The organism is Dickeya poaceiphila (assembly GCF_007858975.2).
Lineage (GTDB): Bacteria > Pseudomonadota > Gammaproteobacteria > Enterobacterales > Enterobacteriaceae > Dickeya > Dickeya poaceiphila.
The window spans coordinates 58669-85388 of sequence record NZ_CP042220.2; the positions used below are offsets into that span (position 1 = coordinate 58669).

General features: G+C 54.2%; 23 protein-coding genes and 1 tRNA gene. 7 read left to right on the top strand and 17 right to left on the bottom strand.

Going from position 1 to position 26720, the window contains the following annotated elements; translation table 11 throughout:
- Nucleotides 1–20 precede the first annotated feature (20 nt).
- The 4 genes from Dpoa569_RS00250 to glnA all read right to left on the bottom strand — a co-directional run bounded on the left by Dpoa569_RS00250 (nt 21) and on the right by glnA (nt 4398).
- The gene (locus Dpoa569_RS00250) at nt 21–143 is read right to left on the bottom strand and encodes a YshB family small membrane protein (protein ID WP_022635449.1); all 123 of its coding nucleotides are present in this window, start codon (nt 141–143) and stop codon (nt 21–23) included.
- Between the two features lie 170 nt (nt 144–313).
- The gene (gene glnG, locus Dpoa569_RS00255; RefSeq protein WP_042867531.1) at nt 314–1726 is read right to left on the bottom strand and encodes a nitrogen regulation protein NR(I); all 1413 of its coding nucleotides are present in this window, start codon (nt 1724–1726) and stop codon (nt 314–316) included.
- 8 nt (nt 1727–1734) lie between these two features.
- A complete protein-coding gene (gene glnL / locus Dpoa569_RS00260; RefSeq protein ID WP_042867534.1) occupies nt 1735–2784 on the bottom strand; it encodes a nitrogen regulation protein NR(II) in 1050 nt (349 codons plus the stop codon).
- Nucleotides 2785–2988: 204 nt separating this feature from the next.
- Nucleotides 2989–4398, bottom strand: coding sequence for a glutamate--ammonia ligase (gene glnA, locus Dpoa569_RS00265; protein ID WP_042867537.1), 1410 nt, complete (start codon nt 4396–4398; stop codon nt 2989–2991).
- A gap of 374 nt (nt 4399–4772) precedes the next feature.
- On the opposite strand from glnA, the gene typA reads away from it, so the two are divergent.
- The 4 genes from typA (at nt 4773) to fabY (ending at nt 8866) form a co-directional block, all read left to right on the top strand.
- Nucleotides 4773–6596, top strand: a complete 1824-nt coding sequence (gene typA, locus Dpoa569_RS00270; protein ID WP_042867539.1) for a ribosome-dependent GTPase TypA — start codon at nt 4773–4775, stop codon at nt 6594–6596.
- 220 nt (nt 6597–6816) lie between these two features.
- On the top strand, nt 6817–7428 hold the full coding sequence (gene yihX / locus Dpoa569_RS00275) for a glucose-1-phosphatase (RefSeq protein ID WP_042867541.1): 612 nt from the start codon (nt 6817–6819) through the stop codon (nt 7426–7428).
- Between the two features lie 7 nt (nt 7429–7435).
- Nucleotides 7436–7873 carry a D-aminoacyl-tRNA deacylase gene (gene dtd, locus Dpoa569_RS00280; RefSeq protein WP_042867543.1) on the top strand — a complete coding sequence of 146 codons (438 nt, stop codon included), beginning with the start codon at nt 7436–7438 and terminating at the stop codon, nt 7871–7873.
- A 51-nt stretch (nt 7874–7924) separates the two neighbouring features.
- Complete coding sequence (fabY, locus tag Dpoa569_RS00285) at nt 7925–8866, top strand: fatty acid biosynthesis protein FabY (RefSeq protein ID WP_042867545.1); 942 nt, start codon at nt 7925–7927, stop codon at nt 8864–8866.
- Nucleotides 8867–8930: 64 nt separating this feature from the next.
- Here the strand turns inward: fabY and Dpoa569_RS00290 are convergent, their stop codons facing one another.
- The 7 genes from Dpoa569_RS00290 to gmk all read right to left on the bottom strand — a co-directional run bounded on the left by Dpoa569_RS00290 (nt 8931) and on the right by gmk (nt 18388).
- Complete coding sequence (locus tag Dpoa569_RS00290) at nt 8931–10688, bottom strand: AsmA family protein (RefSeq protein ID WP_042867548.1); 1758 nt, start codon at nt 10686–10688, stop codon at nt 8931–8933.
- A gap of 281 nt (nt 10689–10969) precedes the next feature.
- Entirely contained in the window at nt 10970–12358 is a 1389-nt protein-coding gene (locus Dpoa569_RS00295; protein ID WP_042867549.1) for a nucleobase:cation symporter-2 family protein, read from the bottom strand.
- A gap of 169 nt (nt 12359–12527) precedes the next feature.
- A complete protein-coding gene (gene recG, locus Dpoa569_RS00300) occupies nt 12528–14609 on the bottom strand; it encodes an ATP-dependent DNA helicase RecG (RefSeq protein WP_042867553.1) in 2082 nt (693 codons plus the stop codon).
- Nucleotides 14609–15301, bottom strand: a complete 693-nt coding sequence (gene trmH / locus Dpoa569_RS00305; RefSeq protein ID WP_042867556.1) for a tRNA (guanosine(18)-2'-O)-methyltransferase TrmH — start codon at nt 15299–15301, stop codon at nt 14609–14611. Before trmH ends, recG begins: the two co-directional genes overlap by 1 nt.
- Nucleotides 15302–15307: 6 nt before the next feature.
- Nucleotides 15308–17410 carry a bifunctional GTP diphosphokinase/guanosine-3',5'-bis pyrophosphate 3'-pyrophosphohydrolase gene (gene spoT / locus Dpoa569_RS00310; protein WP_146410925.1) on the bottom strand — a complete coding sequence of 701 codons (2103 nt, stop codon included), beginning with the start codon at nt 17408–17410 and terminating at the stop codon, nt 15308–15310.
- 24 nt (nt 17411–17434) lie between these two features.
- A complete protein-coding gene (rpoZ, locus tag Dpoa569_RS00315; protein ID WP_042867559.1) occupies nt 17435–17710 on the bottom strand; it encodes a DNA-directed RNA polymerase subunit omega in 276 nt (91 codons plus the stop codon).
- A gap of 54 nt (nt 17711–17764) precedes the next feature.
- Entirely contained in the window at nt 17765–18388 is a 624-nt protein-coding gene (gene gmk / locus Dpoa569_RS00320) for a guanylate kinase (protein WP_042867562.1), read from the bottom strand.
- Between the two features lie 17 nt (nt 18389–18405).
- On the opposite strand from gmk, the gene Dpoa569_RS00325 reads away from it, so the two are divergent.
- The 3 genes from Dpoa569_RS00325 (at nt 18406) to Dpoa569_RS00335 (ending at nt 20609) form a co-directional block, all read left to right on the top strand.
- Nucleotides 18406–18648 (top strand): hypothetical protein, encoded by a 243-nt coding sequence (locus Dpoa569_RS00325; RefSeq protein WP_128569648.1) that lies wholly within the window; start codon nt 18406–18408, stop codon nt 18646–18648.
- 31 nt (nt 18649–18679) lie between these two features.
- Nucleotides 18680–20365 carry an NAD-dependent DNA ligase LigB gene (gene ligB / locus Dpoa569_RS00330; protein WP_042867564.1) on the top strand — a complete coding sequence of 562 codons (1686 nt, stop codon included), beginning with the start codon at nt 18680–18682 and terminating at the stop codon, nt 20363–20365.
- Nucleotides 20366–20532: 167 nt separating this feature from the next.
- Nucleotides 20533–20609: transfer RNA gene (locus Dpoa569_RS00335), tRNA-Pro, on the top strand.
- Between the two features lie 387 nt (nt 20610–20996).
- On the opposite strand, the gene Dpoa569_RS00340 is transcribed toward Dpoa569_RS00335, so the two are convergent.
- The 6 genes from Dpoa569_RS00340 to Dpoa569_RS00365 all read right to left on the bottom strand — a co-directional run bounded on the left by Dpoa569_RS00340 (nt 20997) and on the right by Dpoa569_RS00365 (nt 26347).
- Nucleotides 20997–21152: a hypothetical protein gene (locus tag Dpoa569_RS00340; protein WP_155683824.1), complete on the bottom strand. Its 156-nt coding sequence runs from the start codon at nt 21150–21152 to the stop codon at nt 20997–20999.
- Between the two features lie 23 nt (nt 21153–21175).
- Nucleotides 21176–21973: an SDR family oxidoreductase gene (locus tag Dpoa569_RS00345; RefSeq protein ID WP_042867566.1), complete on the bottom strand. Its 798-nt coding sequence runs from the start codon at nt 21971–21973 to the stop codon at nt 21176–21178.
- A gap of 3 nt (nt 21974–21976) precedes the next feature.
- Entirely contained in the window at nt 21977–22621 is a 645-nt protein-coding gene (locus Dpoa569_RS00350) for an iron-containing redox enzyme family protein (protein ID WP_042867569.1), read from the bottom strand.
- Nucleotides 22622–23005: 384 nt separating this feature from the next.
- Complete coding sequence (locus Dpoa569_RS00355) at nt 23006–24286, bottom strand: histidine-type phosphatase (RefSeq protein ID WP_042867572.1); 1281 nt, start codon at nt 24284–24286, stop codon at nt 23006–23008.
- A gap of 204 nt (nt 24287–24490) precedes the next feature.
- Complete coding sequence (locus tag Dpoa569_RS00360; protein WP_227983105.1) at nt 24491–24961, bottom strand: GNAT family N-acetyltransferase; 471 nt, start codon at nt 24959–24961, stop codon at nt 24491–24493.
- Between the two features lie 15 nt (nt 24962–24976).
- Nucleotides 24977–26347: a D-serine ammonia-lyase gene (locus Dpoa569_RS00365; protein ID WP_042867575.1), complete on the bottom strand. Its 1371-nt coding sequence runs from the start codon at nt 26345–26347 to the stop codon at nt 24977–24979.
- Nucleotides 26348–26720: the final 373 nt, after the last annotated feature.

A 26720-nucleotide genomic window follows, 5' to 3' on the forward strand; every position in this document is an offset into this window, starting at 1 on the left:
CTTTTCTTGTCAGCATTGGTTTAGCTGAAGAAATTGATCAGTGCTGCGCACAGCACTGCTGCAATCGCAGTTTGCGATGAGTGACCCACCGCACTGCTGATTTCAGCGCCGTGTGTCACGGCAGAAAAAATGGATTCCAGCATGGTTACCCTCTCCAGTCAGCGACACGATCATACTGCTGGTTCGGCGCAAGTAAAGTATAAAATAGTGGCGAAGTTGTGCGGCGTATTGCACTTTTTATCGCCACCTTATCGCTATCATCTACTACCACTGTAATTGATGATCGGTAATGGGATGAAACGGCGGATTGCCGTTACTCCATACCCAACTCCTTAAGTTTACGCGTCAGAGTGTTGCGACCCCAGCCGAGTAGCCTTGCCGCTTCCTGCTTATGGCCTTGGGTATGGCGCAATGCTGTTGTCAGCAGTGTGCGTTCCATTTCCGGTTGCGCTTCGGCCAACAGGTTTTGATGACCGGCGCGTAACGCGCGGTCGGCCCATTGCGCCAGCAACGTGGCCCAACTGTCGGGCATCACATGCACAGTGGCATCCGGCGCGGTGGTTTCAAACAGCTCCGGCGGCAAGTCCTGAATCAGCACTTCCTGTCCGGCGGCCATCACCGTCAACCAGCGACACGTATTTTCCAACTGACGTACGTTGCCTGGCCAGGGCAAGCGGGTAAGCGCTGCTTCGGTTTCCGGGTGCAGATTTTTCGGTTCGACACCCAGTTCTTTGGCGGTTGCCTGCAGGAAGTAGCGCGCCAGACGTGGAATATCTTCCCGACGTTCGCGCAGCGGCGGTAAATGAACACGAATCACGTTCAGACGATGAAACAGGTCTTCGCGGAATTTGCCTTCCTGAACGCGTAATTCCAGGTTCTGATGTGTGGCGGCGATAATACGTACGTCTACTTTCACTGCGGCGTAACCACCGACACGATAGAACTGACCATCAGCCAGTACGCGCAGCAGGCGGGTTTGCACATCCATCGGCATGTCGCCGATTTCATCAAGAAACAGCGTCCCGCCGTCAGCCTGTTCAAAACGCCCCTGCCGAATTTGATTCGCGCCGGTAAACGCGCCTTTTTCATGGCCGAACAGTTCCGATTCGATCAGATCCTTAGGGATAGCGGCCATATTCAGCGCGATGAACGGCGCTTTCGCACGCGGACTGTGGCGGTGCAGCGCATGAGCGACCAATTCTTTACCCGTGCCGGATTCACCGTTGATCAGTACACTGATCGATGAGCGGGAGAGACGACCGATAATGCGGAACACATCCTGCATCGCCGGCGCTTCGCCGATAATATCGGTGGTCGGCCCACTGATGGGCTGACTACGTACCGGTTGCTGCTGTTCCATGTAATGGCTGATGGCGCGTTCAACCAGCGATACCGCTTCATCAATGTCGAACGGTTTGGGCAGATAATCGAAAGCCCCTTGCTGGTAGGCGCTAACCGCTGCGTCTAAATCAGAATGTGCTGTCATGATGATGACCGGCAGCATCGGGTGGCGCTGTTTGATCTGTTGCAGCAATGCCAGCCCGTCCATACCGGGCATACGGATATCCGACAACAGTACATCCGGCGTTTGGGTGGTCAGTGCGTTTAACGCCTGAGTGCCGTTATCAAAGGTGGCGCAAGTTAATCCCGCCCCGGTAAGCGCACGTTCAAGCACCCAACGGATGGAGCTATCGTCATCGACAATCCAGACTATCCCTCGTTGCATCGTGAACCTCACTGGCGAATAGGCAGATAAACCGAGAATTCGGTATGACCTGGCCAACTGTTAAATTCAATTTTTCCGGAATGCTGATCGATAAGGTTACGGGCAATCGACAAGCCCAGCCCGGTACCGCCTTCCCGACCGCTAACCATTGGGTAGAACAGCGTGTCCTGGAGATGGGCTGGCACGCCGGGACCGTCGTCTTCGATATCGATACGGGCCACCAGGCGGTAGCGCACGCCATGCAGCGTCAACTGAAATGCAGTACGGGTGCGGATGGTAATCGTGCCGCCTTCTTCTCCCAGCGCCTGCATGGCATTGCGGGTGATATTGAGCAACACCTGTTCAATTTGATCCGGGTCGTGCATCAGTTCCGGCAGGCTGGGGTCGTAGTCTCGTACCAGTGTTACGTTGTCCGCTTTTTCAAGCGATACCAGTTGGAATACCCGTTCGGCCACCTGATGAATGCTTTGTGTGACATGCAGACCGGGCTGCTGTGGGCCGAGCAGGCGATCAACCAGATTACGCAGGCGATCTGCCTGTTCAATAATAACCTTGGTGTATTCCATCAGCGCTGGGTCGGGCAAGGCTTTGGACAGTAACTGGGCTGCGCCACGCAAACCACCAAGTGGGTTCTTGATTTCATGCGCCAGACCGCGCACCAGATCGCGTGCCGCCTGCTGCTGGGAATGTTGTAGTTGTTCTTGGCTAAGACGGCGTTGGTTATCCATCGGCGCCATTTCCAGCAGGATAAAATCGTGCTGAATGCGCTGAGCGGTCAGCGACATAATGTGCGCACGGCCATCTACGACAAGCGTCACTTCGTTGTCAGTAAAACCTTGCCCGGAATTGAGGCTTTCACGCATTAAATCGATATTCAGTGAAAAATAACCGAGCAGCTCCGGTAGTGGCGTTCCTGAGAGTTTGCGGGAACTTTGGGCTAAAAGCTGTTGGGCTGCCGGGTTAGAGTAGTGAATAGCCAGATCTTTATCCAGCAGCAAAATACTGTTTATTAAAGAATTGAGGATCTGCCCAGCATCGGGCAGCGTGCCTGTTGCCATAACGCAGACTCCCGCACCATTTTAGTGCACACTATTCTGGATTGTAATTTAAGTAGCAACTGTAAGATATCTTGTGGAGAAAAAAGCCCATCCGAAGATGGGCTGAAAAGTTTCCACGGCAACAAAAATAAACATAAATAAAAAACAGTCATCAGACGGCAGTATGAACATCATTTTCTTTGTCCTGCCGTCCAGATGTGGGGGTTACATGCTGTAGTACAGTTCGAACTCAACCGGGTGCGGCGTCATGCGAACGCGGTCGTTTTCGACACGGCGCAGTTCGATGTAAGCATCGATAGCGTCGTCGGTGAATACGCCGCCACGGGTCAGGAACTCGCGGTCCGCATTCAGGGCATTCAGCGCTTCTTCCAGAGAACCCGCTACGGTTGGGATCTCTTTCGCTTCTTCCGGCGGCAGATCGTACAGGTTCTTGTCCATGGCATCGCCAGGGTGGATCTTGTTGATGATACCGTCCAGGCCGGCCATCAGCAGTGCAGCGAAGCACAGGTACGGGTTGGCAGCCGGGTCCGGGAAGCGCACTTCGATACGGCGTGCTTTCGGGCTGGATACCACCGGAATACGGATGGAGGCAGAGCGGTTACGGGCAGAGTAAGCCAGCATAACCGGTGCTTCGTAACCCGGAACCAGACGTTTGTAAGAGTTAGTGGTCGGGTTGGACAGCGCGTTAATTGCTTTAGCATGTTTGATCACGCCGCCGATGTAGAACAGCGCAGTTTCAGACAGGCCGCCGTATTTGTCACCGGAGAACAGGTTGGCACCATCTTTAGCCAAAGACATGTGGCAGTGCATACCGGAACCGTTATCGCCGAACATCGGTTTTGGCATAAAGGTTGCGGTTTTTCCGAAGGCGTGCGCTACGTTGTGAACAACGTATTTGTAAATCTGAATTTCATCAGCTTTCTTGGTCATGGTGTTGAAGCGGGTAGCCACTTCATTCTGACCAGCTGTTGCTACTTCGTGGTGATGTGCTTCAACCACCAGGCCCATTTGTTCCATGGTCAGACACATGGCGGAACGCAGATCCTGTGCAGAATCTACCGGCGGAACCGGGAAGTAACCGCCTTTCACAGCCGGACGGTGGCCTTTGTTGCCGTCTTCGTATTTGGTGCTGGAGTTCCAGGCACCTTCGATGTCGTCGATAGCAACGTGAGAACCGGAGATGCTGCTGCCAAAGCGCACGTCGTCGAACAGGAAGAATTCCGGCTCAGGCCCGAACAGCACGGTGTCAGCGATGCCGGAAGCGCGCAGGAAATCTTCGGCGCGTTTGGCAATGGAACGCGGATCGCGGTCATAGCCCTGCATGGTACCCGGTTCCAGAATGTCACAACGGATGATCAGAGTCGGCTCTTCGAAGAACGGATCCAGAACCGCAGTAGTCGGGTCCGGCATTAACACCATGTCGGATTCGTTGATGCCTTTCCAGCCGCCAATCGAGGAACCATCAAACATTTTGCCGTCTTCGAAGAAGTCAGCATTAACTTGGTGGGCTGGAATGGTGACGTGCTGCTCTTTACCTTTGGTGTCAGTGAAGCGAAGGTCAACAAACTTCACCTCATGTTCATTCAGCATCGTCAAAACGTGTTCTACTGACATACTTGGTTCTCCCGATTGTGTCATTTATCGTCGTGGAACGAATATCGTTGTGGAATGATGTTGTTACCGTACAAAACATATAGCTAAAACTGTGCCAACTTTTAAGAATAGTTCTAATCGGCATTCCTGCTGGTTTTTTGTGTCCTCATGTATTGCACCAGGAGGGTTTTTTGCACCAATTTGGTGCTCTGTTTTGGTGTTGTTGCACTAAATAAGTGCTCTATATTTGCGTGGTGCTGATTTATTGCACCGTGAAAGGGATCACAGAGCGGCTATCTGCAGGTTGTTTGTGGAAGATGATTGTGATCTTGTTCAGTCGCTCGATTAATACGTGTACAATAGCGCGCTATTTCTAAAATGCCTGAGGCAAAGCTGTGATCGAAAATTTGCGTAACATCGCTATTATTGCGCACGTTGACCATGGAAAAACCACCCTGGTTGACAAGCTGCTGCAACAGTCCGGTACGTTGGGTGAGCGTAATGACGCTACCGAACGTGTTATGGACTCCAATGATTTGGAAAAAGAGCGTGGGATTACCATCCTCGCTAAAAACACTGCCATCAACTGGAACGACTACCGCATCAATATCGTCGATACCCCAGGACACGCCGACTTCGGCGGTGAGGTAGAGCGTGTGATGTCCATGGTGGACTCTGTACTGCTGCTGGTAGACGCGATGGACGGCCCGATGCCGCAGACGCGTTTCGTGACCCAGAAAGCTTTTGCTCATGGCCTGAAGCCGATTGTTGTCATTAATAAGGTTGACCGCCCCGGCGCGCGTCCTGACTGGGTAGTCGATCAGGTCTTTGATCTGTTTGTGAACCTGGGTGCGACTGACGAACAACTGGATTTCCCGATTGTTTATGCGTCCGCGCTGAACGGCATCGCCGGTCTGGACCATAACGATATGGCGGAAGACATGACCCCGCTGTTTGAAGCCATCGTGAAACACGTTGAAGCGCCGAGTGTTGATCTCAACGGCCCGTTTCAGATGCAGATCTCCCAGTTGGACTACAACAACTACGTTGGCGTTATCGGCATTGGTCGTATCAAACGCGGTGTGGTGAAACCGAACCAGCAGGTCAGCATCATCGACAGCGAAGGTAAAGTACGCAACGGTAAAGTGAGCCAGGTGCTGGGTCACCTTGGTTTGCAGCGTATTGAAAGCGCGCTGGCGGAAGCAGGTGACATTATTGCCATCACCGGTCTGGGTGAACTGAATATTTCCGACACCATTTGTGATACGTCCTGTGTGGAAGCGCTGCCGGCGCTGTCGGTAGATGAACCGACCGTAACCATGTACTTCTGCGTCAACACCTCGCCGTTCTGCGGCAAGGAAGGCAAGTACGTGACATCACGTCAGATTCTGGATCGCCTGCGCAAAGAGTTGGTGCACAACGTGGCGCTGCGTGTGGAAGAAACTGAAGATCCGGATGCATTCCGTGTATCTGGTCGTGGTGAACTGCACCTGTCTGTTCTTATCGAGAACATGCGTCGTGAAGGTTTCGAACTGGCGGTATCCCGCCCGAAAGTTATCTTCCGCACTATCGATGGTCGCCGTCAGGAACCGTTCGAGCAGGTGACTGTAGATATCGAAGAACAGCATCAGGGTTCGGTGATGGAAGCGCTGGGCCTGCGTAAAGGCGAGATGCGCGACATGATTCCGGATGGTAAAGGTCGCGTACGTCTGGATTACGTGATCCCAAGCCGTGGCCTGATCGGTTTCCGTACCGAATTCATGACCATGACCTCCGGTACTGGCCTGCTGTACTCCACTTTCAGTCATTATGATGACATTCGTCCGGGTGAAATTGGTCAGCGTCAGAATGGCGTGCTGATCTCCAACGGTCAGGGTAAAGCGGTTGCTTACGCGCTGTTCAGTTTGCAGGATCGCGGTAAGCTGTTCCTGGGCCACGGTGCTGAAGTGTATGAAGGCCAGATCATCGGTATTCATACTCGTTCCAACGACCTGACCGTTAACTGTCTGACCGGTAAGAAACTGACTAACATGCGTGCTTCTGGTACTGACGAAGCCACCGTGTTGGTACCGCCGGTGAGAATGTCTCTGGAACAGGCGCTTGAGTTCATCGATGACGATGAACTGGTTGAAGTCACGCCGAACTCTATCCGTCTGCGTAAACGTCACCTGACGGAAAACGACCGTCGCCGTGCCAACCGTTCCGCTAAGGACGAGTAATTCACTTTTGAGTGAGACATAAGGCGGATTACGGTATTTAACCGAGCTGCCTTGCGATAAGGCCCCAATTTGGGGCCTTTGTTTTTTTTCAGACCACCATTTTCGGTTCCTGAACCCACTCTGCACCATTTTTGACCTTGAGATGAGCCTGCTTATCCTCCCTGTTCAGCATGGATTTTTCTCGCTACAGTGAAAACCTACTGGCCTATCTGGAGGACATATGCTGTATATCTTTGATTTAGGTAATGTCGTTATCGATATTGATTTCAATCGTGTACTGGGAGTGTGGAGCAACCTGAGTGGTGCGCCGCTGGCGACCCTGCGTGAGCGTTTTATTATGGGGCACACGTTTGAGCAGCATGAGCGTGGTGAAATCAGCGATGAGGAATTTGCGTCACGGTTGTGCCATGAGCTGGGGATTACGCTCAGTTTTGAACAGTTCTCGACCGGCTGGCAGGCAATTTTCATGGGGATACGCAAAGATGTGATCAATATCATGCATCGTTTGCGGCAGGAAGGGCATCGCGTAGTAATACTCTCCAATACCAATCGCCTGCACTGTCAATTCTGGCCGGGCGAATACCCCGAAGTACAGCAGGCCGCAGACCGGCTTTATCTGTCGCAGGAGCTTGGCCTGCGTAAACCAGAGGCGGTGATTTACCACCATGTTTTGCGTGAAGAGGGATTTGATGCCGGTGAAGCGCTCTTTTTTGACGATAATGCTGCCAATGTGGATGCGGCTAATGCATTAGGCATCCGTTCTATTTTGGTCAGTGATCGGCAGGTGGTGCCGGATTTCTTTGCCAGTCAGGTTTTTAAGCAGGAGTCGTAAGGTTGTTATGATCGCATTAATTCAGCGGGTATCTGCCGCCAGCGTGAAGGTTGATGGGGCGGTGGTTGGGGAGATTGGCCACGGTCTGTTGGTATTGCTGGGCGTAGAGCACGGTGATAATCAACAAAAGGCCACCCGTTTGTGTGAAAAGGTGATCGGCTATCGGATTTTCAGTGATGATAACGGCAAGATGAATCTGAATGTTCAGCAAGCCGGGGGCAGTGTGTTGGTGGTGTCGCAGTTTACGCTGGCGGCGGATACGCAAAAGGGGATGCGCCCCAGTTTTTCCCGCGGAGCTGCCCCGGCAGAAGCTGATCGGCTGTATCAGTATTTTGTCGCCCAATGCCGTGAGCATGGGCTAACGACGGAAACTGGCCGTTTTGCCGCGGACATGCAAGTGTCTCTGGTGAATGATGGGCCTGTAACCTTCTGGTTGCAGGTATAGTCTGGTTATGGGTATGGGTTGCAGCATGAGTATGCGTTGAGAGGGACGGTTATGTATTACCTGAGAGTACCGGAAAGCGCTGAAGAGCTGGATGCCTATTACCAGTTCCGTTGGGAAATGTTGCGTAAACCGTTGCATCAACCGCTGGGTTCCGAACGAGATGCCTATGATGCGCTGGCGCACCACCAAACCATTGTCGATGCCCAAGGTAATTTGGTGGCGGTTGGTCGTCTCTCAATCAATGCCGACAATGAAGCGTCGATACGTTTTCTGGCGGTCCATCCTGATGTTCAACGTAAAGGACTTGGCACCCTGATGGCGATGGCGCTGGAGTCGGTGGCGCGTCAGGAAGGGGTAAAGCGGGTAGTGTGTAGCGCCCGCGAAGATGCAATGGCGTTTTTCTCCCGCCTTGGCTTTGTCAATCAGGGTGAAATCACCACACCGATGACCACGCCGTTGCGCCACTTTTTAATGATTAAGCCGGTGGCAACGTTGGATGACATTTTGCATCGCCCAGACTGGTGTGGTCAGCTACAGCAGGCATGGTACAACCATATCCCGTTGAGTGAAAAAATGGGTGTGCGCATCAGCCAGTACACCGGGCAGAAATTTATTACCACCATGCCGGAGACGGGGAACCAGAATCCGCACCATACGCTGTTTGCCGGTAGCATGTTCTCACTGGCGACCCTGACAGGGTGGGGGCTTATCTGGTTGCTGCTGCGTGAACGGCAACTGGGCGGCACCATTATTCTGGCTGACGCGCATATTCGCTACAGCACACCGGTAACCGGGCGTCCCAGCGCGGTGGCAGATTTAGGGTCGCTGAGCGGCGATCTGGATCGGCTGGCGCGTGGCCGCAAAGCGCGGGTAAAGTTACAGGTAGAACTGTTTGGCAATGATAAAAAAGGTGCCGTGTTTGAAGGTGTCTACATTGTGCTGCCGCCAGATCAGAATGAATCGCTGGAGCAGGGGGGATCGGCTATTCGCTGATTTTAAAGTCGGATATAGAAACAGCCACCATGATGGTGGCTGTTTGTTTTATGGCGTTCCGTGCTTAAGGCTGGGTGGCTGCTGGTGCCGCTGGCGAGATCGCCGGTTCTACCGGTGTGGCGACCGCAGCGGGCGCACTGTCTGCCACTGTTCCCTGATGCATGGTCTGGCTGATGGTGTGCCCGGCACTGTCAATGCCTTGTAGCGTACCGCTGAGTGTTGGCCCAAGCGGGCTTGCTGCCTCCAGCCGACCGTTCAGATGCAACTGTAAGTTGGTATTGCCGGTGGGGGCAGTGGCTGGCGTTGGCCAACCCCACCCGGTCAGCACATCAAACGCCACGGCTTTGCCAGTCAGATCCAGCGTAAAATTTCGCGTGGGCTGCTGCGCAATCACTGCTTTGGCTTCCAGTAAGCCGCTTTGGGTAAACGCGCTCAGGTCCGTTAACGTGATTTGGTTGTCGTTAGCGTTTAACGCCAGTGAGGGACGACGAACATCCACCTTGTTGAAGGTGGCGTCACTGGCATTCAGGTTCAACGTGCCTTGCCACACACCCCACTGATGGTTACGTGCCAGCAACAGGTTGTTACCGAAGCCGTCCAACGCGGTAAGCTGGAAAGGAAACGCCGGGTTAATATCAATCAGCAGGTTATGATTGGCGCTGAATTTTCTCAGCTCTACTTCCGCCAGCCAGTCGGGCAGCGTTTGCTGCCAGCGTTGACGCCAGTCCGTCGGCAGCGTGTATTCCATGCCGGCTACCACCAGTTCATCCAGCGTCAGTCGCTGGTTGCTGCGTTGCCAGTTGCCGCTGGTGCGCAGTAGGCCACCTTCCCAGCGGGTGGAAAACTGTTTGATGTTTACACCCTGTTTTGACAAATCCAGGCTGACAATCGGGTCAACCAGATGCATGTTGCCGTTGACGATATCGGTAGCATTGAATGACAGCGAGCCGTCGTCGCTCTGCCAGTTATTCTGCCGGAAAGTCACGTTTTGCAGGGTGACGTCCAAATCGGTAAACGCCCAGTTTTGCCCTTCGATACGGGCATCGATCAGGTCGAAGCGATTGACGGTTACCGCAGGCAGACGAGTTATCGGTTGCCAGAAATCCGCCATTGATTGTCGGGTTTGCAACCGGACATTACTCAGCCGCAGGTTATTGACAAGCCAACTGCCGTCCGCCGCACGGGAAGCGTTACCGGTCAATTCGCCCCGTGCCACATCGGCGCCGAGGTTTTCCAGCGTCAATTGCTGACCATTAAACTGCCCTTGCACCAATACTTTGCTGGCAGGCAGGTCATTGAGGAGCAGGGAGTTCGCACTGAGCTGGAAAGCGGCCTTTTTACCCAGCAGAGAGCCGGGTTCTGGCTGCCACGGAGTAATACCGCCGGTTACCCGCTCACCTTTCAATCGCCAGTCGCCATCCTGCGCATGTAACGCCATGGCTTTCAGTTGCAGAACATCCGCTTCAATCGGCAGTGTAAAATCGGTCTGACCCAAATTGAGCGTACCGCCTTCCAGCATCAGGCTGGAAAAATGGCGCGGTTCGGTAATCTGACGCACGCTGAATCCCACAGCTATGCGTTGCGCGACCAGTGTGACAGGTTGGTTTTTATGGCCGAAATTAACGTCCAGCAATTGAATACTGCCGGGGGAAGACCAGTCATGCGCCATCTTTCTGAATGACACCTGGTATTCGGTACGTTGATTGACCCACTGACTGATATGCCTGGCACCCCATTCAGTTTGGGCCAGTACGTACAGCACCACCACAGCCAGTAGCGCCAGTAACAGCATCGTGAGAAGAAGTTTCCCTATAAGTTTCATTGCTTAAATCCGCGCCAGTCGCAAAGGATGATGGTGTTATGCCGTAATTATCCAGTCGTCTCAACAAGTAACTTATTACAGACAATAAATAAGGGCCGATGTTATACCCGTCATACTTCAAGTTACAGGTGCGTTGGCTGCGCTCAGTCACCCGAATCACTTACCTGAGTAAGCTCATCGGGATTCCTTCCCTTGCCGCCTGCCTGAAACTCGAATTATTTAGGGTATACCGCCATCGGCCCTTATTATCACGTAAGAAGAAAAATTTCTGGAAGCGCGGCTTACGCTTTTTCGTGAGGAAAGACCAGATTCAACACAATCGCTGTGATACCGCCCGCAGCAATGCCTGATGACAGCAGCGTTTTCAGCCATTCCGGCGCGAACTGCAAAATCAGCGGCTGCTGGGAGACACCCAGACCAACGGCCAGCGACAGCGCGATGATCATAATAGCGCGACGATTAAGCGGCTCGCGGGAGACAATTCGTACTCCAGATGCGGCGATAGTGCCGAACATGACGATGGTTGCGCCGCCCAGAACCGGCTCTGGAATATGCTGCACAAAACCGCTCACCGCCGGGAACAGACCCAGTACTATCAGCATCAACGCTACCACGAAACCGACATAGCGACTGGCAACCCCGGTCAGTTGAATCACGCCATTGTTCTGCCCAAAGCAGGAGTTGGGGAAGGTATTGAACACGGCAGACAGGCAAGAGTTCAGGCCGTTAGCCAGTACGCCGCCCTTCAGGCGCTTCATGTAGAGCGGGCCGCTGACCGGCTGCTCGGAGACGTCGGAAGTGGCGGTGATATCACCGATGGTTTCCAGCGAGGTCACCATGAATACCAGCATCAGCGGGATCAGCAGATTCCAGTCAAAGCCAAGGCCATAGTACAACGGGGTGGGGACGTTAATCAGCGAGTGGCTGGATGTGTTGGTACTTTCCGGCAGCATACCCATTAGCCCGGCAGCCAGATAACCGACAGCCATAGCGATCACCAGCGACGCCACACGCAGGTAAGGGTTACGTTGACGGTTCAGGATGATGATCACCACCAGCACGATGGCTGCCAGCAGCAGGTTCTTCGGTGCGCCGAACGTGTGGTTACTCATGGCGGCAAAACCGCCGCCGATTGAGGTCAGGCCAACCTGAATCAGCGACAGGCCGATGATCATCACGACGATGCCGGAAACCAGCGGCGTGATGATGCGACGCGCCAGGTGTAAAACGCGTGACAGCAGAATTTCAGTGCAGGAGGCAACCATCAGCGTGCCGAATAGCGCTGCCATCATCGTCGGCACATCGGCACCGCCGTTTTTCAGCGCCATACCGCCCATGATTAACGGGGTGACGAAGTTGAAGCTGGTGCCCTGAATGGACAACAAGCCGGAGCCAACCGGTCCCCAGGTTTTGATTTGCAGAATAGATGCCAGGCCGGAAGCGAACAGCGACATGCTGATGATGTGCTGGGTATCCTGCGCTGGCAGGCCCAACGCCTGACAAATCAGCAATGCCGGGGTAATCACCGCGACGAACATGGCCAGCAGATGCTGGCAGGCGGCAAACAGGGTTTGCGGTAAAGGAGGCCGGTCCTCCAGACGGTAAATCAGTTCGCTGTGCGCTGGGGTGGCGGCATCGGCCTGAGGTAGCTCGGTGGTGGAAAGACTCATGATAGTGGGGCGCTCCTGAACGGCAAAAAGCGCATTTTAATCATCTTCACTGTAAAAGCAATCGATTGCGGGATGGGATTTACTTATCGCGGAACATAATGGCTTGTTAACCATCAGATATAAGGCGAACTTGAAACAAAGTGGGGGAAATAGAGCGCTGGAGTTATTCTCAGGCGTTGGTATAACGGGTGCGCTCTGGTAACCAGCGTTCAATCAACGCTCTGGCATGTTCCGGGTAGTGTTCATGGATATGCCGCGACACCCGCTGAACCTGTGGAATCAACGCCTGATCGCGCAGTAAATCCGCCACCTTGAAGGCGGCGTTACCGGTCTGACGGGTGCCCAGCAATTCACCCGGTCCCCGAATTTCCAGATCGCGTTGGGCGATCACGAAGCCGTCGTTGCTGTCGCGTAGAACCTGTAGCCGCATCTGGGCCGTTTTACTCAGTGGCGATTTGTACAACAGTACACAGTGGGAGGCGACTGCGCCGCGCCCTACGCGACCACGTAACTGATGTAACTGCGCCAGCCCCAGTCGTTCCGGATTTTCGATGATCATCAGGCTGGCGTTCGGCACATCCACCCCAACTTCAATTACCGTGGTGGCGACCAGCAAGTGGAGTTGATTGGCTTTGAATGCTGCCATGACGGCCTGCTTTTCCTGAGCTTTCATCCGGCCATGCACCAGACCGACAGCGAGGTCGGGCAACGCGGCTTTCAGTTCCTGACAGGTGGCTTCGGCTGCCTGCGCTTCCAGCAATTCGGATTCTTCGATCAAGGTACAGACCCAGTACGCCTGCCGCCCTTCCTGCAGACAGGCGTTGCGCACCCGCTGGATAATGTCATCGCGTCGGGTATCTGGAATAGCGACAGTAGTAACCGGCGTGCGACCTGGCGGCAGTTCATCAATCACTGAGGTGTCCAGATCGGCATAGGCGGTCATCGCCAGCGTCCGGGGGATCGGCGTGGCAGTCATGATTAACTGATGAGGATGGAAGCCCTGCTCCTCGCCTTTTTCCCACAACGCCAACCGCTGATGCACGCCAAAGCGATGTTGTTCGTCGATGATCACCAGCGCCAGACCGTTGAACTGCACCTGTTGCTGAAAAATAGCATGGGTGCCGACCACCATAGATACCTGTCCACTGGCGATAGCGTCCTGCTGGGCCTGTCGCGCCTTGCCTTTTTGCTTGCCTGCCAGCCAGCCAACCTCAATACCCAGCGGTTCAAACCAGCGACGGAAGTTGGCGGCGTGTTGCTCAGCCAGAAGTTCGGTCGGCGCCATCAGCGCCACCTGTTTGCCGTGAGCGATGGTCCGCAACGCGGCCAGCGCGGCTACCAGTGTTTTACCAGAGCCTACGTCGCCCTGTACCAGACGCATCATCGGAAACGGTTTGTTCATATCCTGTTCGATTTCCGCCACCACACGCTGTTGCGCACCGGTGGGGCTGAACGGCAGGACGGCCAGCAGTTGTTGTTTCAGGTCGTCTTTGGTATCAAGCGCCAGCGCCAGGTGGCGTTGTGCACCCGCGCGCACCGCCAGCATACTCAGGTGGTGCGCCAGCAGTTCTTCCATTACCAGACGCTGCTGTGCCGGATGTTTCCCTTGTTCCAGCTCCGCCAGTTTCACATCCGGCGGTGGGCGGTGCAGGGTCCGTAATGCATCCGGCAGGCTTGTCAACCCGTGGCGCATCTCCTGGGGCAGCAGTTCGTCAATCGGGTGGGTATCTAGCAGTTTCAGCGCCTGATCGGTCAGTTTGCGCAGCGTAGCCTGCCGTATACCTTCGGTAGCGGGGTAGACCGGCGTCAGGGTTTCCTGCAATTCGACCTCGCTGCTTTCTCCCTGAACCCGGTATTCCGGATGGATCATTTCGCCGCCCAGCTTGCCGCGCCGTATTTCCCCATAAGCCAGCACACGCTGGCCCGGCGACAGGCTGTTTTTCATGGCAGCGTTAAAATTAAAGAAGCGTAGCGTCAGCATACCGGTGCCGTCGCTGATCTGGCAGGTTAACATCCGGCGGCGACCAAACGTGATGTCGCTGCGCAGCACTTCACCTTCGACGGTAACGTACATGCCTGGTAGTACATCGTTAATCGGGTAAAGGTGGGTGCGGTCTTCATAGCGCAATGGCAGGTGCAGCAGCAGATCCTGCACGGTTTCCAGACCGAGACGGGCCAGCTTTTCCGCCTGGCTGGCCCCGACGCCGGCAAGGGTACTCAACGGCTGGGTATGCAGCAGGCGGCTATCCATTATTGCTCCGTGGATTGCATCGCCGCCCACCAGGGCGCATCGGCAATCACCTGACCGGTCTGGTCAATATGTGGGCGCGCTAACCCTTTTCGTTTGGCGACGCGGGCCAATACCGGGTAACCCCCTTCAAATAGCAGGCGCTGCTGTTCCTCCTCATCCAGAGGGCTGCATTCGCGCTGGTACATACCGGCCAGTTGGCGCTGGCGTTGCGCTTCGTACAGAATCAATGCGGAAGCCACCGAGACATTCAGTGACTGCACCATACCGATCATCGGAATGATGATGTCTTGATCAGCAAGCGCCAGTGCATCGTCGGAAATGCCGGTTTTTTCCTGTCCAAGCAGGATGCAGGTAGGGTGGGTGTAATCTACATCACGGAAGTCAACCGCGTTGGCAGACAGATTAGTCGCCAGAATTTGCATCCCCTGCATTTTCAGCGTGCTGACTGCATCCTGAATGGTGCGGTGGGTTTTGACCTGTACCCAACTGTTGCTGCCTGCGGCGGTAGACACCAGGGTTTTCATGCGGTTGGTGGGCCACACGGCATGAACCTGATGCACACCAACCGCATCAGCTGTACGGATAACGGCGGAGACGTTGTGAGGCTTATGCACCTGCTCCATGCACACCGTCAGATCAGGCTGACGGTTGTTGAGCATCTCGCGGATACGTGTGTAACGTTCTGGGGTCATAACAGGCTAATTTCGGTTACGGTTCACTTTAATCACGTCCGGCATTACGCGGATCTTGCGCATAATATTCGCAAGATGGATACGGTCGCGTGTGGTGAGGCGAATAAAGGCGCTGTACACCCGGCCATCCCGTTCTTCGGTGTTGATACTCTGAATATTGGAGTTTGATGAGCTGATCGCCGCCGTCAGGTTGGCCAATGCCCCTTGATGGTTGAACATATCGACCTTGATCTCCGTCATGAACTCCTGCTCGGTCACTTCATCCCACTCTACCGCCATGAATTTTTCCGGTTCTTTTTGGTAGCCACGGATATTGCGGCAGGACTCATGATGAATCACCAGCCCTTTGCCGGGGCTGACATGCGCGATGATTGGGTCGCCGGGGATCGGGCGACAGCATTTGGCGAAGGTGATTAAGACACCGTCAGCGCCCTTGATAGGCAATTTGCGGATGCCGTCAGCACCGGTTTCGGCGTGTTCTTCCAGCAGGTTGCGCGCCACCACCACGCTCATGGCGTTGCCAAGACCGATTTCCGCCAGCAGGTCATCCAGTGAGGCGAGCTTCATACGATCCAGCTCTCGCTGAATATTCGGTTCCGGAATGTCAGACAGTTTACGGCCACTTCCCAATGCGTGGTTAATTAGACGACGCCCCAGGCTGACCGAATCGTCACGCTTGAGGTTTTTCAGCATCTGGCGAATTTTGGCGCGCGCTTTAGAGCTGACCACGAAGTTGAGCCAGGCGGCGTTAGGTCTGGCACCCGGTGCGGTAATAATTTCGATGGTTTGTCCGCTGGACAGCGCCTGAGACAGCGGGTACGGCTGGCGGTCAACGCGGGCGCCGACACAGGCGTGACCGATATCGGTATGCACCGCATAAGCAAAGTCCACCGGCGTTGCTCCGGCAGGCAGTTCGACGATGCGGCCTTCTGGCGTGAATACGTAAATTTCGTCTGGAAACAGATCGGATTTGACGCTTTCGATGAATTCGAACGAGCTACCGGCGCTTTGCTGTAGTTCCAGCAGGCTTTGCATCCAGCGTTGGGCGCGTACCTGGGCCGTGGTGGTACTGCTTTCGCCCTCTTTGTAAGCCCAGTGCGCAGCCACCCCCATTTCTGCCATCTGGTCCATGTCCTCAGTACGGATTTGGACTTCAACCGGCACACCGTGCGGGCCGATAAGGGACGTATGGAGCGACTGATAACCGTTAGCCTTGGGAATGGCAATATAATCTTTCATACGGCCAGGGCGCGGTTTGTACAGGCTGTGTACCTGCCCCAGCACGCGATAACAGGTATCCACTTCCCGGACAATCACCCGAAAGGCATAGATATCCATAATCGAGTGGAAACGCTGTTCTTTCAGATGCATCTTGCAATAAATGGAGTACAGATGCTTTTCGCGGCCACTAACGCGACAGCTGATGCCGGCTTCTTTCAGGCGCCCTTCAATCTCGGAGAGGATTTTTTGAATCATCTCTTTGCGGTTGCCACGGGCGGCCTTCACGACCTCTTTAATGACCCGGTAGCGGTTGGGATAAAGCGCTTCAAACCCCAGCTCTTCCAGTTCAGTTTTCAGGTGATGAATACCGAGACGGTGAGCAAGCGGGCTATAGATTTCCAGCGTTTCTCTGGCGATACGCCGGCGCTTGTCCGGGCGTAATGAACCCAGCGTACGCATGTTGTGGGTGCGGTCAGCCAGTTTGATCAAAATGACGCGGATATCCTGCACCATCGCCATGATCATTTTGCGGAAGTTCTCTGCCTGGGCCTCTTTCTTATCGCGGAATTTCAGCTTATCCAGCTTGGAAACGCCTTCCACCAGTTCAGCCACGCTCTTGCCGAACAGCTGTTCTATATCCTGATAGGTGGTGGGCGTATCTTCGATGACATCATGCAGCAAGGCGGCCATCAACGTTTCGTAGTCGAGACGCATTTCAGCCAGAATGCCGGCCACCGCAACAGGATGGGTGATATAAGGCTCACCGCTGGAGCGAGTCTGGCCCTCGTGAGCATCACGTGCAACGAGATAAGCCTGCTTGAGGCGCGCTATCTGGTCTTCCGGCAGATAACGCTGAATCAGCAGATTGAGGCTTTCAAACAGATACAAGGGCGACTCTCGACAAGATGCGAATTAACGACGACCTTCAGCGATAGCAGTAACTGCCTGAATTTCTGCTGCTTCCTGCTCCTGCTGTTCCTGGCGGTCACGAGTATCCAGAATCTGATTGTTGATCAGACCCTCTTCGATTTCGCGCAGGGCGATAACGGTGTATTTGTCGTTTTCTTCCGGAACCAGCGGCTCTTTGCCACCCACCTGGATCTGACGGGCGCGACGAGCTGCGACCAACACCAGGTCAAAACGGTTACCAATTTTTTCTACAGCGTCCTGAACAGTTACGCGTGCCATAGTGTGTACTCCAGTGGGGAAATAAAATGACTGGGCATCATACTGAAAGTGCCGTCAGTCTGCCAATAGTTTGGTGATTAAAGCGTCATGTCGAACTTTCTGACGACTCAAGCGCAGACGTTCGGCGCGAATAATGGTTTTCAGATCCAACAATGCCAGATCGAAATCATCATTCACAATCAGATAATCGTATTCGGCGTAATGGCTCATTTCCGCCACCGCCTGTTTCATCCGGCGGGCGATAACCTCTTCACTGTCCTGGCCGCGACCGCGCAAGCGCCGTTCCAGTTCTTCCTGAGATGGCGGCAATATAAAGATACTGCGCGCTTGCGGCATACGTTCGCGAATCTGGCGGGCGCCCTGCCAGTCGATGTCCAGAAAAACATCAACGCCGGTGGAGAGTACTTGTTCGATAGCCGCACGGGACGTACCGTAATAATTGCCGAAAACTTCGGCATATTCCAGAAAATCGCCCTCTTCGATCATTTGCTTGAATTCATCTACCGGTACGAAGAAGTAGTGTTCGCCGTGTACTTCTCCGGGGCGCATGGCGCGGGTCGTGTGTGAAATGGAAACCTGGGTGTCATACAGCGGCTGCGTTTTCAGCAAGGCCTGAATTAAACTGGATTTTCCTGCCCCGCTGGGGGCGGAAACAATGTACAACGTACCTTGAGCCATAGTGAATTCTGTGTCTGATGAAAAAGATAGGAGAGTGCGGCCAGTCGCGCATTTTCCCGTATTATACACGCCGTTGTGTGGGTCGTCGCGTGATGAAATACAGCCTGACGCTCTGCCTGTTATCTGTCATCCCGTTTCTTTCTGCTTTGCGAAGCGCTTTCCTGCTTTTATCTCGGTTGCTGCAACCGGCGCGATGCTATGCGGCGCGTATCGCATTCCCTGATGTTCGTGCTCGTATTTCCTTCTTGTCTGCGCATTAATGCCTGGGTTTTCGCTCAGGGAGGAAAGACGATGCAATATCGATATGCGCTGGCTGCTGTGGGGTTGCTTATGGCGAGCGGACTGACCGAAGCGGCGTCTTGTCCGGCATGGTCATCAGCACGGGCTGAACAGGAGATAACCCAACTGGGGCAGCAACTTACGCAGTGGGACAACGCGTATTATGAACAGGGCCAGAGTCCGGTGGATGATCAGGTTTACGATCAGTTGCGTCAAACGCTGGCGACCTGGCAAGTCTGTTTTCAGGTGGATGGCGGGCGTTTTGCGCTCAGCTTGCCGTCAACCGGCAAACAACCGCATCCAGTGGCGCATACCGGCTTGAAAAAATTGTCGGAACCAACCGAACTGAAACAGTGGATTGCACAACATCATGATCTGTGGATACAACCCAAGATAGATGGGGTGGCGGTGACGCTGGTGTACGAACAGGGAAAACTGGTGAGAGCAATCAGTCGTGGCAATGGGCGTCAGGGCGAGGACTGGACCGACAAAGTACGTCAGATAAATGCGGTGCCAAAGCAATTCTCCGGTATGTCTGGCCGACTGGTTCTTCAGGGGGAGTTGTATCTACCTGTGGAGGGGCACCGTCAGCAGCAGTCCGGCGGTATCAACGCGAGATCTCAGGTGGCGGGTGAAATGCGGCGGAAACAGCCGTCGCCGCTGCTGCCGCGCATTGGCATATTTATCTGGGCCTGGCCGGATGGTCCTGTGGACATGCCGACGAGGCTTGCAGCATTACGGGAACTGGGGTTTGGGCTGACCGCCGATTACACGCAGCCTGTTTCCTCGCTGGAAGCGGCGGCGCAGTGGCGTGAGCGCTGGTATCGCGCGCCGTTGCCGTTCGTGACTGATGGCGTGGTCGTGCGTCAGGAGCGTGAGCCTGCCGGGCGTTACTGGCATGATACGCCAGCGGAGTGGGCCATCGCCTGGAAATATCCGCTGGTGAACCGGGTAACGGAGGTCACCGGTGTTGATGTTGAGATTGGACGCACAGGCAGAATGACTGTGCTGCTGCAACTGCAACCAGTCATGCTGGATGATAAAACCATCAGTAGGGTCAGTCTTGGTTCGGTATCTCGTTGGCGGCAATGGGATGTGCTGCCGGGGGATAGGGTCAGCGTCAGTCTGGCGGGGCTGGGTATTCCCCGGTTAGATGCTGTGGTGTGGCGTGGTGCTGTACGTGAAACGATAACCGTACCGGACATGTCACATTTTGATGTTTTCAGTTGCTTGCGATGGAGCCGGGAGTGCCAGCCACAGTTTTTGGCCCGACTGGTATGGATGAGTGGGCGCAATGGCTTATCACTTAATGGCATCAATGAAGCCACCTGGCAGCGCCTGATCCAGCGTGGTGCGTTGGGCGACGTGGTGTCATGGCTGGCGCTTGAGCCAGCTCAACTGGCGACGGCTGGTGATTTCGGTGAACGACAGGTGGAGCGGATTTATCGCCAGTTTCAGCAGGCGCGCCGCCAGCCATTGCGACGCTGGTTGCTGGCGTTAGGGTTGCCGGTGCCATCCAGCGCTCGACACGTGCTGGATGGCGTATCGCTTGAACAATTACAGCTGCGCTCAGTTGCACAATGGCAGCAGTTTTCCGGTATTGGCGTCCGACGAGCGCAGCGTATTCGGGACTTTCTGCACCACCCTGAGATTGTTCGGCAACTGACATGGCTCAACGAACAAGGGGTGAAATCATGACAGGTATACGTCAGAATTTATCAGGCCATGGCTGAGGTGGTCAGGGAGAGCTGATGGGCTATCACGATATTTCATCGCGGCGTCGGATACTTTGTCATCAACCTATTGGCTTTGATGAAAAAGGGATTGACGCTATGGTAGGCGCGCAGTAATATGCGCCCCGCATTCGGTGAGTGGCGCAGCCTGGTAGCGCACTTCGTTCGGGACGAAGGGGTCGGAGGTTCGAATCCTCTCTCACCGACCATTTTTAGAGCGGTAAAATCCCGATTGCCGTGACATAAAACTCGCATCTTACAGATGGCGAGTTTTTTTGTTTCTATCGTCTGGTGTTTTTTTAACCGGTTCTTTCGCTTTTCAGATATGTTCATGTCAAATTCTGATTACAGTGTTATTTCTTCGAAATTTTAATGTCTTACTCCCCATTTTTTTGCCAGATTTTTTTTGGTTTTATTTATTATCTTTTTGTTTTTTTGTTGTTTTTTTTCATTAATTTCTATTATTGCTGCTTTTTTGGGTATTTTCGATTAGGTGAGAAAATAATCAAATTTATCATGAAATTATTAGGCTTTTTAATCTGGGTGAGCGAATAAAAGGTGAAAAAAACGACATGACTACGCCTGATAATTTTCAGTTAAGCCTGCGACTGCTGGCCTAGCGTGCCTATACAGGGTGCTTTCTGGGGTGCCAGCGTTTTGTACTGGCAGAGCAGCCATTGTCGGTGGATATCCATCGATATATCGCTGGCATGGGCCACAACTGCTATCAGTAGCCCACCGAGCAGTAACATTATCGACGGTTTATCATGCTGATTTATCTATTTTTCTGCGACGCTACATAACGCTGGATAACGGCTAACTGACGTTTGATAGCATTATCCACCACGGCAGGCAGCAGAGCATTGAGCCGAACGAACAGCTTTTCCGGCCACCCCAGCCACCGACGTACGCTTTCCCGCTCCAGTACATTCACCGCGTGTTCCGCTACCTGGGACGGGCTGTCACTACGATAACCCAACTCCTGAGTCAGAATGTTTATTGCTGAGTTACTGTCGTTGGTTTTGATGGCTCTGGGTGCCAAATGCAGTACTTTAATTCTTTTGTGTGACAATTCGCGGTGCAGCGCTTCACTAAATCCGCGCAAGGCAAACTGGCTGGCGCAATATACGCTGTATCCCGGATAACCGATGCCGCCCAACGTAGAACCGATATTCATAATGATGCCGGGCGCATTGATGCTGTCGAGCAGAGCATGAGTCAACAGGATCGGTGCTTCGGCATTCAGCAAAAGCTGTTGATGGATAGTCTCGTGGCTCTGATCCTCAAACAGACTGAACGTTGAAAGCGCCGCGTTATTAATCAGCACGTCCAGTCTGGCGTTGTCCGGAAAACATTCGGCCAGTGCGTCACGATCCTGTTCGTCGAAGAGATCCGCCAGCAGAATATTATGGTGATTGGCGTCAGGCAGCCTGCGCTGCAACGCCAGCAATGCCTGTTCGTTACGGCCAACCAAATAGAGTCTGGCACCTCTTGCAGCCAGCGCCAGCGCCAGTTCCTGGCCCAGATCGCTGCTGGCACCGGTCAATAGAATACGTTTATTTTCGAGCTTCATAACTTAGTGCTCCGTGAAGCTGTGCAGCATATCGCCGTACAGCCGATACACCACGTGAGCGGCGTGAATAATGGCAGCCTGATCGGCTACATCGTTGATGTTATCCATCAGTTCCGCGCAGCAAGGGGGCAGAGTCTGATCTGAGTGATCTGGTGAATGCGGCTGGCGCGTGGCGTCGGATGGCTGTTCGATTGCAGCTTGCCCGGCGATGTTGGGAGCGATATGCATATGAATGCTCTCTAATACATGCATCAGGCCGAAAATACTCATCGGATTGCCGCGTTGGATCTGGTCGTAAAAATAGGCTGCCATTAACTCTATCCACTGAGCGGACGCGCGCTGACGCCAGGTATCCGTTTCAACGCCACAGGCGCGAATGGTGTCGAGGAGCGATGCCTTATAGCCGTACTCGGCGTCAATGTACCGCACAATTGCCTGACGTACCCACTCCTGATGCTGGGGCACGCGCCCGCTCGCAGCCATTAATAGCGGCACGCTATAACTAACGTGATGGTAAATCTGTATCAGGAAGGCGATGTACATGTCCCCTGTAATTGTCCCCTGACGGCAGGCGTTAATCACCGGAGCCGACATCAACAGTTGTTGCGATGTTGACGTTGCTGATTGTAGTTGCTGATAAAAACTCATGTCTTACTCCTGTATGGCGCGTTGACAGTCGTTAAGGCGGCACCTGAGGATGCGATAGAGTCATGCTAGCGGGAGAGCATTAAGAGAGACTTAAGACAATTAAAAAATCGTTCCAATGTCAGCGCGTTGTTTTATTTGTTTGATAAACAGATAAATATTCAATCATCAGGTGATGGCGGTCATCAGCGCAGGCATCGGCGTTGATGTTACTATCCGAAGGTGATGTTGATATCCAGTATAATAATCGGCCCGATAAGCAATGATAGAAACAGAACGGAGAAACGGCATGTTGACATCGCGCCGTGCGCATCAGTTGGCGATTCTGGTGGTGATGGCCGGTGCCTCGCTAATCACGGACGCGACCCGCCCGTGATGGCCGTAAAATTACATCGTGTAGCGCACCCGCAACAACGCGGTGCGATCTACCGACCCGTTAAGACGCGCCATGACGGCATCGTATGGGCACAGGGTGCCGACCTCGGTTTTCTGACAGCCTTCCATTGAAAATTCACTGCGCAGCGGCGGATTTTCATTATCCAGCACGGTCAGCCCGCGAATCTGATCCAGTGATTGCGCCTGAAAGTAGATGCGTATGAAGCGTTGATCAGACCGCAGGTTGCGCCAGCGTTCGAAAACCAGACTACCAGCCGGTGGAATATTACCGCGCGGGTAATCTCCCATCTGCCAGGTGAAGCCCATCATGGCGCGTAGTCTGGCGATATTGGTATCGTGGGCTACGTATAACAGCCATTTGGCATCGGGCGGGTCATCTGCCTGATGCTTCGGGTTGAGCGCCAGCGCTATCTGGTTCATCAACACCGAACTGCCGCGACGAGCTACGTAGGGTAAGTCGTTAGTGAAGTCATAGCTAGCGGTTAGCAGCGGCATCAGTTCGGCGACCTCAGCGGCGGTTCTGACGTTACCGAATGCCACCTGACTGAGCGGATTATTGTTGCTGTAGGCCAGCACGATGGTTTCCACGATGTTGGCTAGTGCCTTGGGACCGTGCAGCGAGATGGTCCCTCTTTTGCTTTCCTTCACTTCCCAGGTTGTGCTGAATGCCGGGCAGGATTTATCTGGCAGGCAGACCGCGCGTTTCAGGCGGTCAATCGACGGCTGCCATTCCGCCTGGATCTGCGCGGCATTTTTGCCCTGCATCGCTTTTTGCAGGTCGGCTTTTACCCGCTCCTGATCAATCGATACGCCAGCCGTTTCGGCATGGAACAGCGGATCACTCTCTTCGCTTTCCGGGCCGTGAATGGCAACGCCACAGCCGGGGAAGACACCATCCATCAACGCCATAGCGGTTTCCCGTGTGCGTTGCAGCGGGCTGGCCCAGACGAACACATCGCCGGGCTTTGGGCAGCGTTGTTGAAGTAGCGTGTGCTGGCGTAGATAGCGCCCTTCATACTGTCCTTTTAATACTGCCGCCGCATAACCGTGACCAGTCAGTTCACCGTAATTTGTCAGCCAGGTCGGCCAGTTGCGACTGGTACCTGCCTGAATTGTTCTGACATTGCCTTCAGTCGGTGGTCGCACACCATGGCGGCTGACCTCCACCACTTTTTCCAGCGCCCAGCTTGTCGGGACGGTTTCCGCCTGTGCCCCTGCCCAGGGTAGGGTCGATAACAGCAACCCGGCAACGCGCTTGCGTGTCAATAACATAATTAATCCTCAGTAATGTCTTTTGGCTACTGCCAAGGTTAAGCGATGGTGGCGACGGGAAGAATATTTTTTCTATGTAAGAAGCGAGGGGTTTTTTTTCAGTCTGTAAACAAGGCGGTGGTGGGAAAATATCTTTGGTTTTACCGATTAATCTGGGATGACAGTACATTAACTGAAACGTCGAAAAGCTGAGGTATTACAGCTTCAGGTGCATGAAAGTATCAGACGCATAGTCGTTAATTCCAGCCCCTTATCACCAAACGGTGCGACGGCAGCGATGTGAAAGCCAAGCGACTGATAACAGCGCATCGCGCTGTGGTTATGGCTAAATACCGACAACGAAATGGTATGCGCCCCAAATTGTTGCGCCGCCCGTTGGATGGCGGCCTTTAACATCGCTTGCGCCAGCCCAACCCCACGGAAGGCTGGGTCGATAAACACCCGACACAAGCGGCTGTGGTGTGGTTCTACCTGATACAACTCGATAAATCCCACAATGTTGCGCTGATGTTTGAACAGATAAGGGACAAACTGTGGGTTAGCAAGATGATTGGTAATCTGTGCGGTCGTGAGTGGAAACGAATAAGTGGGTCCGCCCCACAGCAGATTCAGTTCGTCACTCTCTATCCAGCGAATCAGGCGCGGATAATCCGCTGGCGTAAAATCGATAAGCATCAGGGGGTTGTTTCCTTACCTTTGTAGCGATTGGCGGCTGGCGACGCCAGCTTGCAGATAGCGAGTCATCTCGTCTTCCGGCACCATGCCGCCGCCGGTAGCCCAGATGACATGGGTACCTTGCAGACAACGCTGTGGCGTCAACGGGGCGCGTTGGCGGTAGCCCTGCTCTTCCTGCAGCAGCCGCAGAAAGCCCGGCGCGCCCGCCAGTGCGGACGGTTCCAGCAGAATGTGCTGGGTGTCGTGCATCACATGCAACAGCGCCAGCATGTCCTCATCCGTCAGCGTGTAGTAACCATCAATCAGTCGCTGCATGGCTTTGCCGACAAAGCCGGAAGGACGGCCAACCGCCAGACCGTCCGCCGTGGTGCGGTTACTGATACCAACGTCCTGCACCGCTAATTGATCATGCAAGCCGGTGTAGACGCCCATCAACATGCAGGGGGATTCGGTCGGTTCGGCGAAAAAGCAGTGCACGTGATCGCCAAATGCCAGTTTCAGCCCGAAGCTAATGCCGCCGGGTGCACCGCCGACGCCGCACGGCAGGTAGACGAACAACGGGTGATCGGCGTCCACTGCCCGGCCCTGCTCGGCAAACTGTGCTTTCAGCCGTTCGCCTGCTACGGCGTAACCAAGAAACAGCGATGTGGAGTTTTCATCGTCGATAAAGTGGCACTGTGGGTCGGACAGCGCTTCCCGGCGGCCTTGCGCCACCGCCTGACCGTAATCGCCATCGTACTCCACCACCCGCACACCGTGCGTACGCAGCCGGTCTTTCTTCCACTGTCGGGCGTCGGCGGACATATGTACGGTGGTATCAAACCCCAGCCGGGCGCTGGCAATGCCGATCGACATGCCCAGATTGCCGGTAGAGCCGACCGCTATCTTGTGACGGCGCAAGCACTGTTGGCAGTCGTCATCCAGCAGGCGGCGATAATCATCGCTTTCCCGCAGCAGACCGTGGCGCAACGCCAGCTGTTCGGCATGGTACAACACCTCGTAAATGCCGCCGCGTGCTTTGACCGAACCTGCTACCGGCAAGTGACTGTCCAACTTCAGTAAAACTGACGGCGGCGCTTCCAGCCCGGCCTGTTGGGCGATGGTAGCGGCAAATGCCGGCACGGGCACCAGCTCTGATTCGATGATGCCGTTGCTGGCTTCCAGCTCCGGAAAAGCCTGTTGCAGCAAGGGGGCGAAACGTTGCAAACGCTGACTGGCGTCGGCCACGTTGGCAGCGGTTAACGGCACGTCACTCAGCGCGTCATTTACGGAAGTTGCCGCTGGGTTGAACCAACACACCGGTTGGCGATTCACCAGCAGAGCCAGCAGCGGAAAGTCGTGGAACCATTGCTGCAACGGTTTGCCGTGTAAGGTCTCGGCCATCATCGTCGTCTCCTGTTAATCGCCGTTGGTCATGTACTGTCGTTCATGCAGTAGTTGTTCATGCATGGTTGTTCATCATGCCTGTATTGACGGGAATTTGCCTGCCAACATAGCGGCTCTGATCGTTGGTGGTGTGGTTTTTTTATTTAATAATCAATTTGATAGTTATTTTTTATTCCCTATACAGAATTTTTATACTGGGACAAACGGCTTTTACGACAAATTTACCGCCCGGCGAGTAGCCTGACTGCGTGTCCCCGAATGGTGCGGCGGTAACCGAAGACGAATGGGGCCGGCAGGGGACCGTGATATGGCTCAGATACGCTGTGCGTCAGGCCCATTTCATCGGTGAAGTGAGCCTGCCATAGCGGGTCGT

Bases quoted from the DNA above. Each gene is read 5' to 3' on its own strand.
- Dpoa569_RS00250 (WP_022635449.1), bottom strand. From the start codon at position 143: ATGCTGGAATCCATTTTTTCTGCCGTGACACACGGCGCTGAAATCAGC.
- glnG (WP_042867531.1), bottom strand. From the start codon at position 1,726: ATGCAACGAGGGATAGTCTGGATTGTCGATGACGATAGCTCCATCCGT.
- glnL (WP_042867534.1), bottom strand. From the start codon at position 2,784: ATGGCAACAGGCACGCTGCCCGATGCTGGGCAGATCCTCAATTCTTTA.
- glnA (WP_042867537.1), bottom strand. From the start codon at position 4,398: ATGTCAGTAGAACACGTTTTGACGATGCTGAATGAACATGAGGTGAAG.
- yihX (WP_042867541.1), top strand. From the start codon at position 6,817: ATGCTGTATATCTTTGATTTAGGTAATGTCGTTATCGATATTGATTTC.
- dtd (WP_042867543.1), top strand. From the start codon at position 7,436: ATGATCGCATTAATTCAGCGGGTATCTGCCGCCAGCGTGAAGGTTGAT.
- fabY (WP_042867545.1), top strand. From the start codon at position 7,925: ATGTATTACCTGAGAGTACCGGAAAGCGCTGAAGAGCTGGATGCCTAT.
- Dpoa569_RS00290 (WP_042867548.1), bottom strand. From the start codon at position 10,688: ATGAAACTTATAGGGAAACTTCTTCTCACGATGCTGTTACTGGCGCTA.
- Dpoa569_RS00295 (WP_042867549.1), bottom strand. From the start codon at position 12,358: ATGAGTCTTTCCACCACCGAGCTACCTCAGGCCGATGCCGCCACCCCA.
- recG (WP_042867553.1), bottom strand. From the start codon at position 14,609: ATGGATAGCCGCCTGCTGCATACCCAGCCGTTGAGTACCCTTGCCGGC.
- trmH (WP_042867556.1), bottom strand. From the start codon at position 15,301: ATGACCCCAGAACGTTACACACGTATCCGCGAGATGCTCAACAACCGT.
- rpoZ (WP_042867559.1), bottom strand. From the start codon at position 17,710: ATGGCACGCGTAACTGTTCAGGACGCTGTAGAAAAAATTGGTAACCGT.
- gmk (WP_042867562.1), bottom strand. From the start codon at position 18,388: ATGGCTCAAGGTACGTTGTACATTGTTTCCGCCCCCAGCGGGGCAGGA.
- Dpoa569_RS00325 (WP_128569648.1), top strand. From the start codon at position 18,406: ATGAAAAAGATAGGAGAGTGCGGCCAGTCGCGCATTTTCCCGTATTAT.
- ligB (WP_042867564.1), top strand. From the start codon at position 18,680: ATGCAATATCGATATGCGCTGGCTGCTGTGGGGTTGCTTATGGCGAGC.
- Dpoa569_RS00340 (WP_155683824.1), bottom strand. From the start codon at position 21,152: ATGTTACTGCTCGGTGGGCTACTGATAGCAGTTGTGGCCCATGCCAGC.
- Dpoa569_RS00345 (WP_042867566.1), bottom strand. From the start codon at position 21,973: ATGAAGCTCGAAAATAAACGTATTCTATTGACCGGTGCCAGCAGCGAT.
- Dpoa569_RS00350 (WP_042867569.1), bottom strand. From the start codon at position 22,621: ATGAGTTTTTATCAGCAACTACAATCAGCAACGTCAACATCGCAACAA.
- Dpoa569_RS00355 (WP_042867572.1), bottom strand. From the start codon at position 24,286: ATGTTATTGACACGCAAGCGCGTTGCCGGGTTGCTGTTATCGACCCTA.
- Dpoa569_RS00360 (WP_227983105.1), bottom strand. From the start codon at position 24,961: ATGCTTATCGATTTTACGCCAGCGGATTATCCGCGCCTGATTCGCTGG.
- Dpoa569_RS00365 (WP_042867575.1), bottom strand. From the start codon at position 26,347: ATGATGGCCGAGACCTTACACGGCAAACCGTTGCAGCAATGGTTCCAC.